At 60.5% G+C, this 12233-nt stretch carries 8 protein-coding genes; 6 read left to right on the top strand and 2 right to left on the bottom strand.

What is annotated here, in order from left to right:
• Positions 1–13: 13 nt before the first annotated feature.
• Positions 14–295, top strand: a complete 282-nt coding sequence (locus C4J83_RS27670) for a hypothetical protein (RefSeq protein ID WP_025857014.1) — start codon at positions 14–16, stop codon at positions 293–295.
• 351 nt (positions 296–646) lie between these two features.
• A complete protein-coding gene (locus C4J83_RS27665) occupies positions 647–2452 on the top strand; it encodes a phenylacyl-CoA dehydrogenase (protein WP_106575546.1) in 1806 nt (601 codons plus the stop codon).
• A gap of 76 nt (positions 2453–2528) precedes the next feature.
• Here the strand turns inward: C4J83_RS27665 and C4J83_RS27660 are convergent, their stop codons facing one another.
• Positions 2529–4124, bottom strand: coding sequence for a hypothetical protein (locus C4J83_RS27660; RefSeq protein WP_124418598.1), 1596 nt, complete (start codon positions 4122–4124; stop codon positions 2529–2531).
• Between the two features lie 317 nt (positions 4125–4441).
• On the opposite strand from C4J83_RS27660, the gene C4J83_RS27655 reads away from it, so the two are divergent.
• The 3 genes from C4J83_RS27655 to C4J83_RS27645 all read left to right on the top strand — a co-directional run bounded on the left by C4J83_RS27655 (position 4442) and on the right by C4J83_RS27645 (position 9630).
• Positions 4442–5731 (top strand): GGDEF domain-containing protein, encoded by a 1290-nt coding sequence (locus C4J83_RS27655; protein ID WP_119737640.1) that lies wholly within the window; start codon positions 4442–4444, stop codon positions 5729–5731.
• Between the two features lie 90 nt (positions 5732–5821).
• Entirely contained in the window at positions 5822–7591 is a 1770-nt protein-coding gene (locus C4J83_RS27650; RefSeq protein ID WP_124418597.1) for an acyl-CoA dehydrogenase C-terminal domain-containing protein, read from the top strand.
• A gap of 260 nt (positions 7592–7851) precedes the next feature.
• Positions 7852–9630: an acyl-CoA dehydrogenase C-terminal domain-containing protein gene (locus C4J83_RS27645; RefSeq protein ID WP_124418596.1), complete on the top strand. Its 1779-nt coding sequence runs from the start codon at positions 7852–7854 to the stop codon at positions 9628–9630.
• Positions 9631–9856: 226 nt separating this feature from the next.
• Here the strand turns inward: C4J83_RS27645 and C4J83_RS27640 are convergent, their stop codons facing one another.
• Entirely contained in the window at positions 9857–10756 is a 900-nt protein-coding gene (locus C4J83_RS27640; RefSeq protein ID WP_124418595.1) for a LysR family transcriptional regulator, read from the bottom strand.
• Between the two features lie 209 nt (positions 10757–10965).
• Here C4J83_RS27640 and C4J83_RS27635 point away from each other — a divergent pair, with 209 nt between their 5' ends.
• Positions 10966–12228, top strand: coding sequence for an aspartate aminotransferase family protein (locus C4J83_RS27635; protein WP_124418594.1), 1263 nt, complete (start codon positions 10966–10968; stop codon positions 12226–12228).
• Positions 12229–12233: the final 5 nt, after the last annotated feature.

Genomic DNA, 12233 nt, shown 5'->3' with positions numbered 1-12233 from the left:
GCAGGCTTACGCCATGGAAATCTCTGGAAGCAGCGCGTTTTATTCGGGGCTGAGCACGATTCAGGCCGGGCAGAACCGCGTCGACCAGGCCGCCGGCAAGATTGCCAGCGCCGCGACGACCCAGCCATCGGACGCACAAAGCGATCGTCTGCAAGCCAACGACCGGGCTCAGCCGTCCAACTCGGCGAGCAATATGGTCGAAATGGCCCAAGGCAAGTTTCAAGTGGAGCTGGGCGCCAAAGTCGCCAAGGCTTCGGATGAAATGCTCGGTACGTTGATCGACACCTACGCTTAATCCCTTTCTCTAGATCCGCCGGCTTTCTTTTGGGAGCTGGCTTGTGTGGGAGCTGGCTTGCCTGCGATGCAAGCACCCCGGTATTACGGGTAGACCGCGGTGATGCTATCGCAGGCAAGCCAGCTCCCACATTTGTCTCGCTTCGCCCTCTCTAACTTCTAAACTCCTTTTTGCTGTGGCAACCCGCCGCAGGCCTTGCCGTGCGCGCCGTTGATCCGCGTCATGACAAATGGCGTCTGGACGATGCTTGACAACCCCAGGTCGTAAACGTATGTTTCAAACACCTGTTTGACCGCCACGACGCATCCACGCGGTTGTTCATCCCAGATACATCAGCAGAGGTTTATCGCTATGCCTGACTACAAGGCCCCCTTGCGTGATATTCGCTTCGTTCGTGACGAACTGCTCGGTTATGAAGCGCACTATCAGAGCCTGCCGGCTTGCCAGGACGCTACCCCGGACATGGTTGACGCCATCCTCGAAGAAGGCGCCAAGTTCTGTGAGCAAGTGCTGGCACCGTTGAACCGCGTGGGCGACATCGAAGGCTGTACCTGGAGCGAGTCAGGCGTTAAGACCCCGACGGGTTTCAAAGAAGCCTACAAACAGTTCGTTGAAGGCGGCTGGCCAAGCCTGGCCCACGACGTGGAGCACGGCGGCCAAGGCCTGCCGGAATCCCTGGGCCTTGCAGTCAGCGAAATGGTTGGTGCTGCCAACTGGTCGTGGGGCATGTACCCGGGCCTGTCGCACGGTGCGATGAACACCATCTCCGAGCACGGCACCCCTGAGCAGCAAAATGCCTACCTGACCAAACTGGTCTCGGGCGAGTGGACCGGCACCATGTGCCTGACCGAACCCCATTGCGGCACCGACCTGGGCATGTTGCGCACCAAGGCCGAGCCTCAGGCCGACGGTTCCTACAAAGTTTCCGGCACCAAGATCTTCATCTCGGCCGGTGAACACGACATGGCCGACAACATCGTCCACATCGTGCTGGCCCGCCTCCCGGACGCACCGGCTGGCACCAAAGGCATTTCGCTGTTTATCGTGCCCAAATTCCTGCCAAACGCAGACGGTTCGATTGGCGAGCGCAACGCGGTGTCCTGTGGTTCCCTGGAACACAAGATGGGCATCCACGGCAACGCCACCTGCGTGATGAACTTCGACGCGGCCACCGGTTTCCTGATCGGCCCGGCGAACAAAGGCCTGAACTGCATGTTCACCTTTATGAACACCGCGCGCCTGGGCACTGCCCTGCAGGGCTTGTCCCACGCCGAAATCGGTTTCCAGGGCGGCCTGAAATACGCTCGCGATCGCCTGCAAATGCGTTCGCTGACCGGCCCGAAAGCACCGGACAAAGCCGCTGACCCGATCATCGTGCACCCCGACGTGCGCCGCATGCTGCTGACCATGAAAGCCTTCGCCGAAGGCAACCGTGCGATGGTGTACTTCACCGCCAAGCAAGTGGACATCGTCAAATACGGTACCGACGACGAAGCGAAGAAGCAGGCCGATGCCCTGCTGGCCTTCATGACCCCGATCGCCAAGGCGTTCATGACCGAAGTCGGTTTTGAATCCGCCAACCACGGTGTGCAAATCTACGGCGGCCACGGCTTCATTGCCGAGTGGGGCATGGAGCAGAACGTTCGCGACAGCCGCATTTCGATGCTGTACGAAGGCACCACCGGTATCCAGGCGCTGGACCTGCTCGGCCGTAAAGTGTTGATGACTCAAGGCGAGGCGCTCAAGGGCTTCACCAAGATCGTGCACAAGTTCTGCCAGGCCAACGAAGGCAACGAAGCGGTCAAAGAGTTCGTCGCACCGCTGGCTGCACTGAACAAGGAATGGGGCGAGTTGACCATGAAGGTCGGCATGGCCGCGATGAAAGACCGTGAAGAAGTCGGTGCTGCTTCGGTGGATTACCTGATGTACTCCGGCTACGCGTGCCTGGCTTACTTCTGGGCCGATATGGCACGCCTGGCGGCCGAGAAACTGGCGGCCGGCACCACCGAAGAGGCGTTTTACACCGCCAAGCTGCAGACCGCGCGCTTCTACTTCCAGCGCATTCTGCCGCGTACCCGCACTCACGTTGCAACCATGCTGTCGGGCGCCAACAACCTGATGGACATGAAAGAAGAGAACTTCGACCTGGGCTACTAAGCCTCGGCGGGTTCATGAAAAAGCCGCCGCTCTTTCGGGAGCGGCGGCTTTTTTGTGGGGGCCAGCAACGCAGCGCTTAAGGTGTCGGGATAAAAGGCGCGCCGTCGCAATAGGTGTTGCCCGGCAAAACGCCCCTGACTGGAATGTCCGTCGGTGGCGACTGAAGCAATTGCCCGGCGGCATTCTGCGTCGTGTAGCTGAGGTACATGATGCCCCTGCCGATCACCCGCATGGTGGCCGAATACTGCAGGTACACGGTTTGCCCGGTGGTGGAAGCCGAGGCAGCCCACACAATCGGGAACGTCAGTGGGGGCGCAATGGGGATTGAACCGTCATCCTGACGGCTCATTACGCACGTCAATGTTCCCGCCGTGTTGGCACGCAACAGCGCAGAGGGCGGGATAAATACACCGATAGACCGGTTTAGAAAGGTCAGGCTCGTAGGCTGTGGCGAGGCGCAGGTGAGATTGCCGCCGATAAGGTTCAGCACCTGCGGCTGCGCCAGCGTCATCAACGGCGAGAAGTTCAGGATGATATTCCTGGTAGGTCCCTCCACGAAGGTGGTCCCCCGGGTGATCCGGAATTTTATCTGGGTGGGCGTGTTGTTGCTGGCGGCGCCCGGAAGGATGGCCAGTAATTGCGCCGTCGTGATCACAAGGCGCAGCGGCAGTGGTTGGCCCACGTAAACCACAGGTGGCGCCAAGACGGTATTCGTGCCCACGACAACGGCCACAGCGTCGTTGATCTGCAAATTGGTGACACTGTCCAGCCAAACCTCCATCCCGCCTTGCCCGCTCAGGTCGATATCGGCCTGAGTCACCGTGTTGTCGGGCGCAATCGCCTGTGTCACGCGCGGAGCGGCAATGTTTGAAGGGGTCAGTTGCAGCGCGACCCTGAGTTCCAGAATCAACGAATCACGAGAGCGGTTGCCCAGTCGGTCCAGGAAGCGATAGGTCAGTTGCATGAGGCCGTTGCCGCGTTCGCGAATCACGGAGGCCGGTATGGAGAGCACGCGCGGGGCCGGATAGTCGGGCAAGGTAACAGGGCCCGGAAGTGCAAACGGAAACTGCATGTGCCGGTCGGTAATGCCGTAGTAGGGAATGACCCTCAGCGCGACCTGGGTGTTGATCTCTGCGTGCTCGGGAATCCGGAAGACAACCGGGTCATTGCTGGCCAGATACTCTTCGGTAATCATCGCAGTCGCCAGGTTCAATGGCAGCAGCGGGGCTGGCGGTGTGATGGTCAGGTAACCAAAAGGTGGCGTTTTATGCACCCGCAGCGGCGTGCTGGCAGTGGCACACAGCACGTTGTCGCCGGCTTCCAGGATGTAGGTCAGCAGATAATCGCCCTCACTGCTCACGAAGCGGCGCGGCACTGGCATCTCAATGTCTGCTGTGGGGTAAGACGGCAACCGGAGGTAGGCGATGACTTGGTGTTCATGCGGCGGGGGCAGTTCGGCGTACACCCGGATAGTGGGCTGGGCCCCGGCAGGCCCGGGCTGCGGCAACGCTGGAATCCGAATGCGCAGGTCACGTTCAGCCGTCGTCAGAGGCACCATGCCGCCCGTCCCGGGCAGAGCATCCACCACGATCAGGGGCGGCAGCGCGGGTATTGCGTTACGAATCAGGAACTGAGAGCTGGTGCTCACGAGTTCGGATACCAAGGTTTCCATGAGGGTCACTCCCATCGTGTTTAAGGGACACTCCCTGTCCCGAATACTCGCTGGGCGGTATTGAGTGGTACGCGCAAGTAAACATGCCAATTCCCTCGACGACTACTGTCATAACTGACAGTACAAGGTGGCCTGCGCATTGCATCCGCCTCTTTTATTGCGCAATGGCATGTAAAAAAAACCGCAGCGCAACACTCAGGGATTAGGCCGAGCGGCCGTTAAAGTGATGGCAATGTGATACACCTCACATTGAATGTGCTTAACTGTGCGCAGTGAAGGCACTGTGCCATCTTTTTGAGTGGGTCGGAGCTTTACCCTTGTCACGCGCGTCCGCTGTACGTTTCAGTCATTTCCTACCTTCACTGCTGTTACTGCTGGCGGGGCTGTCGGCTGCGTACGTGAAGGACCTCAATGTGTTCTTCACCTCGCTCTTCAACGTGCTGCCGACCTTGGTGCTGCTGCTGGGCGGCTCGTATTGCGCGGTGTATCGGCGCCAGCGTGAACTGTTTCTGATGATCACGGTGTACGTCGTTTATTTCCTGTTGGACACCCAGACCGATTACTACCGCGACAATGGCCGAGTCCGGGAAGACGCGGCGGTGGTGTTTCATCTGTGCTGCCTGTTGCTGCCGTTATTGTTCAGTATCTACGCGCTGTGGCAGGAGAAAACCCACCTGTTTCGCGATTTCGTGGCCCGTTGCGCCGTGCTCATCGCGGTCGGCAGCGTGGCCCTGGCGCTTGAGCAAAGCTTCCCGCAAGCCCTGTTGAGCTGGCTGGCGGAGATTCGCTGGCCGGCCTTGCACGGCAGCTGGATGAGCCTGATCCAGCTGTCGTACCCCATGTTCCTGATTGGATTTGTCACCCTGGCGGCGCAGTACTGGTATCAGCCGCGCCCGTTGCATGCCGCGCAACTGGTTGGCTTGCTCGGGCTGTTCTGGATGTTGCCGCAGACCTTTATCCTGCCCTTTACCCTGAACATCATGTGCAGCCAGGTGATGCTGATGATCGCCGCGGGCGTGGCGCATGAGGCGTATCAAATGGCCTTCCGTGACGAACTGACCGGCTTGCCGGGCCGCCGCGCGCTCAACGAACGCATGCAGCGCCTGGGCCGCAACTATGTGCTGGCGATGAGTGACGTCGATCACTTCAAGCGTTTCAACGACACCCACGGTCATGACGTCGGCGACCAGGTATTGCGCCTGGTCGCCAGCAAGCTCTCCAAGGTCAATGGCGGCGGGCGTGCCTACCGCTACGGCGGTGAAGAGTTTGCGGTGGTCTTCGCCGGCAAGACGCTGGATGAGTGCATGCCGCACCTCGAAGAAATTCGCGAGATCATCGCCCACTACGACATCAAGCTGCGCAACCCCGACCGCCCTCATGACGACCAGCAGGGCCGCCAACGCCGCGCGGGCAGCGGCGCGTCGAGTGTTTCGGTAACCGTCAGCATCGGTGTGGCCGAGCGCCAGGCCGAACAGCGCACTCCGGAAGAAGTGCTCAAATCCGCCGACGAGGCGCTTTATGCCGCCAAGGGCGCCGGGCGTAACTGCGTGGTCGCGGCCGGGCAAACCCGGCGTGGCGCGGTGCGCATGGCGAGTGCTGCCGGTTGAGTGATGGCGACGTATTCAGCGGTTCTACAGTGATTGTCCGAGACCGTGGCCGGCAGTAGGTTTAAACCATCTGCTGCCGGAGACATCGCCATGCCTGACTACAAAGCTCCCCTGCGCGACATGCGCTTTCTGATCGACAACGTGTTTGATTTCCACGGCCACTACACGGCCCTCGGCGCCACAGACGCCAGCCCGGATATGGTCAGTGCGATCCTCGAAGAAGGCGCCAAATTCTGCGAAAACGTGCTTGCGCCGCTTAATCGCAGCGGCGATGAGGAAGGCTGCCATTTCGATAATGGCGTGGTCACCACACCCAAGGGCTTCAAGCAAGCTTTCGCCCAGTACGTGGAAGGCGGCTGGCACGGCGTGGCAGCGGACCCCGCCTACGGTGGGCAAGGCTTGCCGCACTCGCTGGGGCTGGTGTTGAGCGAAATGATCGGCTCCAGCAACACGTCCTGGGGCATGTACCCGGGGCTGACCCATGGCGCAATGTCGGCGATCCACGCCCATGGCACCGAGGAGCAGAAAGCCACCTACCTGACCAAACTCACCGCCGGCGAATGGACCGGCACCATGTGCCTGACCGAAGCCCACTGCGGCACCGATCTGGGGCTGATCAAGACCCGCGCCGTGCCCCAGGCCGACGGCAGTTATGCGGTCACCGGCAGCAAGATCTTCATCTCGGCCGGCGAGCATGACCTGAGTGCGAACATCATCCACTTGGTGCTGGCCAAACTGCCGGATGCGCCGGCGGGCACCAAAGGTATCTCGCTGTTTATCGTGCCCAAGTTCCATGCCGACTCGGGTGAGCGCAACGCGGTGCACTGCGGCTCCATCGAGCACAAGATGGGCATCAAGGCCTCGGCCACGTGCGTGCTCAACTTCGACGGTGCCAAGGGGTTTCTGATTGGTGAGGCGAATAAAGGCCTCAACTGCATGTTCACCATGATGAACCACGCACGGCTGGGGACTGGCATGCAGGGCCTGTGCAATGGCGAGGCGAGCTTCCAGGGCGCGGTCAAATACGCCAATGATCGCCTGCAAATGCGCTCGCTGACCGGCGCCAAAGCCCCGGAAAAGGCCGCCGACCCCATCATCGTGCACGCTGATGTTCGCCGCATGTTGCTGACCATGAAAGCTTTCAACGAAGGCAACCGCGCGCTGGCGTATTTCACCGCGCAATTGCTCGACACCGCGCACCTGAGCAACGACGCGGGCCAGCGCCAGGAGGCTGAAGACCTGTTGGCGTTTCTCACGCCGATCTGCAAAGCCTTTATGACCGACACGGGCCTGGAGGTGACCAACCACGGCATGCAGGTATTCGGCGGTCACGGCTATATTCGCGAATGGGGCATGGAACAGCTGGCACGGGATGCGCGGATCGCGCCGATCTATGAAGGCACCAATGGCATCCAGGCGCTCGACCTACTGGGGCGCAAGGTGTTAGGTAGCCAGGGCAAGCTGCTGCGTGGTTTTACCAAAATCGTGCATAAATTCTGCGCGGCAAATGCCGAGCACCCGCAGCTCAAGGCCCATGTGGCGCAACTCGATCAACTGAACCAGCAATGGGGCGAGCTGACAATGAAGGTCGGCATGGCCGCCATGAAAAACCCCGACGAAGTGGGCGCGGCGGCTGTGGATTACTTGATGTACAGCGGTTACGTGATCCTGGCCTACCTGTGGTTGCGTATGGCGATAGCGGCTCAAGCACAGGACGACACCGAGTTTGCCCAGGCTAAGTTGGCGACCTGCGACTTCTACTTCAAGCGTTTGCTGCCGCGCACGGCCACGCACCGGGCTGCGGTGGAGGCGGGCAGCGAGTGCCTGATGAGCCTGCCTGCTCAGTTGTTTGCACTGTAGGCGGCTGATTGTTCTGCAGGTAACTGTGTGCGGGCTTGTGTGGGAGCTGGCGTGCCTGCGATGCAGTCACCTCGGTGGGTCAGTGAAACGGCGGTGATGCCATCGCAGGCAAGCCAGCTCCTGCATTAGATCTTTGCGTGACTTATAAATACTTAATAGTCACGAACGGACCCTATGTGTCTGAAAAGTTGTTCGGGTACACTCGGAGCCTGTAAAACCGATCCTACCGACTTACTTTTCACGTTCTCACGAGGTTTGCCATGGCTGATTACAAAGCGCCGCTGCGTGATATGCGCTTCGTCCTCAACGAAGTCTTTGAGGTCGCCACGACTTGGGCCCAATTGCCGGCATTGGCAGACACCGTGGATGCCGAAACCGTCGAGGCGATCCTTGAGGAAGCCGGCAAGGTCACTGCCAAATCCATCGCACCGCTGAGCCGCAATGGCGACGAGCAAGGCTGCCGTTGGGCCGATACCGTGGTCAGTACGCCGGATGGTTTCCCCCAGGCCTACAAAACCTACGCCGAAGGTGGCTGGGTGGGTGTAGGCGGCGACCCTGTCTTTGGCGGCATGGGCATGCCCAAGGCGGTGTCGGCCCAGGTCGAGGAAATGATCAACTCGTCGAGCCTGGCGTTCGGCCTGTACCCGATGCTGACCTCTGGCGCCTGCGTGTCGATCAACACTCACGCCAGTGAAGCACTCAAGGCCACCTACTTGCCGAAGATGTATTCCGGCGAGTGGGCCGGCTCCATGTGCCTGACTGAAGCACACGCGGGCACCGACCTGGGAATTATCCGCACCAAGGCTGAGCCGCAGGCGGACGGTTCCTACACCATCAGCGGCACCAAGATCTTCATCACCGGTGGCGAACACGACCTCACCGAAAACATTATCCATCTGGTGCTTGCCAAGCTGCCGGATGCGCCGGCCGGTCCCAAAGGCATCTCGCTGTTCCTGGTCCCCAAGTTCATGGTCAATGCCGACGGCAGCCTGGGCGCGCGTAACCCGGTGAGCTGTGGCTCGATCGAACACAAGATGGGCATCCAGGCGTCTGCGACCTGCGTGATGAACTTCGACGAAGCCGTGGGTTACCTGGTGGGCGAGCCGAACCGTGGGTTGGCGGCGATGTTCACCATGATGAATTACGAGCGTCTGGGGGTGGGTATCCAGGGGCTGGCATCCGGCGAGCGCTCTTATCAGAACGCGATCGAATATGCGCGTGATCGCCTGCAAAGCCGCGCACCGACCGGCGCCCAGGCTAAAGACAAAGTGGCCGACCCGATCATCGTGCATCCGGACGTGCGCCGTATGCTGCTGACCATGAAGGCTGCGAATGAAGGCGGTCGCGCGTTCTCCACGTACGTGGCAACGCAATTGGACATCGCCAAGTTCAGCGAGGACGCCGCCGCCCGTGAGCGTGCGGACAATCTGGTGGCACTGTTGACGCCCGTCGCCAAGGCGTTCCTCAGCGACCTGGGCCTGGAAACCACCGTGCTCGGTCAGCAAGTGTTTGGCGGCCACGGCTACATTCGCGAGTGGGGCCAGGAGCAACTGGTGCGTGATGTGCGCATCACTCAGATCTACGAAGGCACCAACGGCATTCAGGCGCTGGACTTGATGGGCCGCAAGATTGTCGGCAGCAACGGCGCGTTCTATACCTTGTTCGCTGACGAGATCCGTCAGTTCATTGCCACCGCGGGCGCCCAACTGGGTGAGTTCACCCGTCCGCTGAGCGCGGCGGTGGACAACCTGGATGAGTTGACTGCCTGGGTGCTGGACCGCGCCAAGACTAACCCGAATGAAATCGGTGCAGCGTCGGTGGAATACCTGCACGCCTTTGGCTACATGGCGTACGCCTATATGTGGGCCCGCATGGCGAAGGCTGCGTGGGGCAAAGAGTCGGAGGAAGACTTCTACGCGAGCAAGCTGGGCACGGCGCGTTTCTACTTTGCGCGCCTGCTGCCGCGTATCCATTCGCTGAGTGCGTCGGTAAAAGCCGGTAGCGAATCACTGTTTTTGCTGGATGAGGCACTGTTCTAAGGGCTTGAAGGGCGTGTAAGCATTCTCTTACATGACGTGCTGCTATTCGTCCTCTATCGCCAAATTGGATCCACGGATAATCTACTTCACATGGACGTCGCGCAGGAAGCGCAAAGCAACAACACGGACACGTAGGATTCTGCCAGGACGGCGGAGTGAAATGGATGTCAGGGAAACAGTCTGCAAAACCCCGCTTCGGCGGGGTTTTCTTTTGCCCGCGAAAAAGTCAGGCAGGCTCCTGCGGGGCATTCATCACGTCTTCCAGCAGCGTGCGCAATAACGCAACCGTTGCTTGCTGGCGCTGTACGTCGCGGCACACCAAGCCCACTTTCAGCGCCACCCTGGGCTCGCTCAAGGGTTTCCACAGCAGCGCCTTGCTGTTGTGCTCATCCTGCGACCGCCCGGGCAGTACCGTGGCCAGTTTGGTATGGGGCAGGCTGTCGAGAATCCCGACCATGGTATTCAGTTCGGCCTGCACCTGTGGGCGGCGCCCGAGGTTGGCGAGCTGGCCCTGCCAGATCTGCCGCACCTGAAACTCCTCTCCCAATAGCAGCATCGGTAATTCGGCCGCCTGTTTCAGCGAAACCTTCTTGAATTCGCGCAGGGGATGGTCTTCGGGGATTACCACCTTCAATTCGTCTTCATACAACAGCACGCCGTGCAGCCCTGGCTGGCGCGGCGGCAGGTAGCTGATGCCGATGTCCAGCGAGCCGTTGAGCAAGCGCCGTTCAATCTCCAGGCCGGTCAATTCGTAGATCTGCACCACCAGATGCGGCTGGGCCTTGCGCACGCGCTCAAGCATTTGCGGGACCAGGCTGGTGTGCACCGTTTGTAGCACGCCGATGGCCAGAGTGCGCATGGCCTGGCCCTTGAAGTTGCGCAAGGCTTCGACGGCTTGTTGCATACCGTCGATCAGCGGCAATGCGTGGTTGTACAAGGTATGCGCGGCCAGCGTCGGCAGCAGGCGCTTGCTGCTGCGCTCGAACAGGCTCACATCCAGGTTCTGCTCCAGTTGGCGAATCTGTTGCGACAGGGCTGGTTGTGAGATCGACAGACGCTCCGCAGCGCGGCCCACATGGCCTTCCTCATACACCGCGACGAAATAACGCAGTTGCTTGAAATCCATAAGGCTTACTTATCGAAAAAGCTGGAAAATCGAAATGGCCGGTGGGCCTCGAGACGCCTAGTCTAGCGCCTATTCGCAAGGCTTACAGGGCCGGATCTGGCAATGAATAGCGTTTATGTTGATGGCGTTTACATAGGCAAGACAAAAAACCTCAAGGCAGTCTTTGTAGAGGATTACGACCAAGGTCAGGTTGCCATTGGGGGTGAGGTGTGAATCTGTTTCGCCGCCCTGCACCAAGTCTGGACGATCTGATCCTCGACGCGCCGCACGAGGATCTGCCCAGCGATGCCCTGATGCCCACCGTTGCAAGGCCTGCGCAGGTCTTCGTGCGCGGCCAGGGCTCCTGGCTCTGGGACAGCGACGACCGTGCGTACCTTGATTTCAGTCAGGGCAGCGCCGCCAACAGCCTGGGCCACAGCCCGCAGGTGCTGGTCAAGGCCCTCGCCGATCAGACTCAGGCGCTGATCAACCCCGGCAATGGCTTGCACAATCGCCACCAACTGAACCTCGTCGACCGGTTGTGCCATCACACGGGCAGTGATCAGGGATACCTGCTTAATAGCGGCGCTGAAGCCTGCGAAGCTGCGATCAAGCTGGCGCGCAAATGGGGCCAACAGCACCGCGGCGGCGCGTACCACATCATCAGCGCCAGCACCGGTTGCCATGGCCGCAGTTTCGCGGCGATGGCGGCTTCGACGGGGGCGGGTGGCAACCGTTTTGAACCGCAATTGCCGGGTTTCAGCCATGTGCCTTTCAACGACCTGCCTGCGTTGCACGCGGCGGTGGATGCGCAGACCGTGGCCATCATGCTGGAACCGATTCAGGGCGCAGCCGGTGTGATCCCCGCCACCGAGCACTACCTCAAAGGTGTTGAACGCCTGTGCCGCGAGCTGGGAATCCTGCTGATTCTCGATGAAGTGCACACCGGGATCGGCCGTTGCGGCACCTTGCTCGTCGAACAACAGTACGGCGTGCGCGCCGACATCATCACCCTTGGCAAAGGCCTGGGCGGCGGCGTGCCGTTGGCGGCCCTGCTGGCGCGCGGCAAGGCCTGTTGCTTCGAGGTGGGCGAGTTGGATGGCACCCACCATGGCAACGCGTTGATGGCAGCGGCCGGGGAGGCGGTACTGAAGACGGTGGTGGAGGAGGGATTTCTGGAGCAGGTGCGCGAGTCCGGCCTTTACCTTGGCGAAGGCCTTGCCCGCCTGGCTTATCGCTACGACCACGGCCGATTGCGCGGCCATGGCCTGATGTGGGGCCTGACGTTGTCGAATGATTCTGCAGATGCCGTCGTAAAAGCAGCATTGCACGAAGGATTGATCCTTAACGCCCCGCAACCCAACTGCCTGCGCTTCACCCCAGCCTTGACGGTCAGCAAAAGCAATATCGACGAAATGCTTCTGCGCCTGGCTCGCGCCTTCTCCCGAGTGCGCACCGCGCAGTTGCAATGCCGCAAGGGCATCGCCGTTTAACCCAC

This window comes from Pseudomonas sp. LBUM920 (assembly GCF_003852315.1).
GTDB lineage: Bacteria > Pseudomonadota > Gammaproteobacteria > Pseudomonadales > Pseudomonadaceae > Aquipseudomonas.
This window is presented reverse-complemented; position numbering and strand designations above follow the sequence as displayed.

Excerpts from the sequence above, each read along its gene's own strand:
- C4J83_RS27670 (WP_025857014.1), top strand. The coding sequence starts at position 14 with ATGGAAATCTCTGGAAGCAGCGCGTTTTATTCGGGGCTGAGCACGATT.
- C4J83_RS27665 (WP_106575546.1), top strand. The coding sequence starts at position 647 with ATGCCTGACTACAAGGCCCCCTTGCGTGATATTCGCTTCGTTCGTGAC.
- C4J83_RS27660 (WP_124418598.1), bottom strand. The coding sequence starts at position 4,124 with ATGGAAACCTTGGTATCCGAACTCGTGAGCACCAGCTCTCAGTTCCTG.
- C4J83_RS27650 (WP_124418597.1), top strand. The coding sequence starts at position 5,822 with ATGCCTGACTACAAAGCTCCCCTGCGCGACATGCGCTTTCTGATCGAC.
- C4J83_RS27645 (WP_124418596.1), top strand. The coding sequence starts at position 7,852 with ATGGCTGATTACAAAGCGCCGCTGCGTGATATGCGCTTCGTCCTCAAC.
- C4J83_RS27640 (WP_124418595.1), bottom strand. The coding sequence starts at position 10,756 with ATGGATTTCAAGCAACTGCGTTATTTCGTCGCGGTGTATGAGGAAGGC.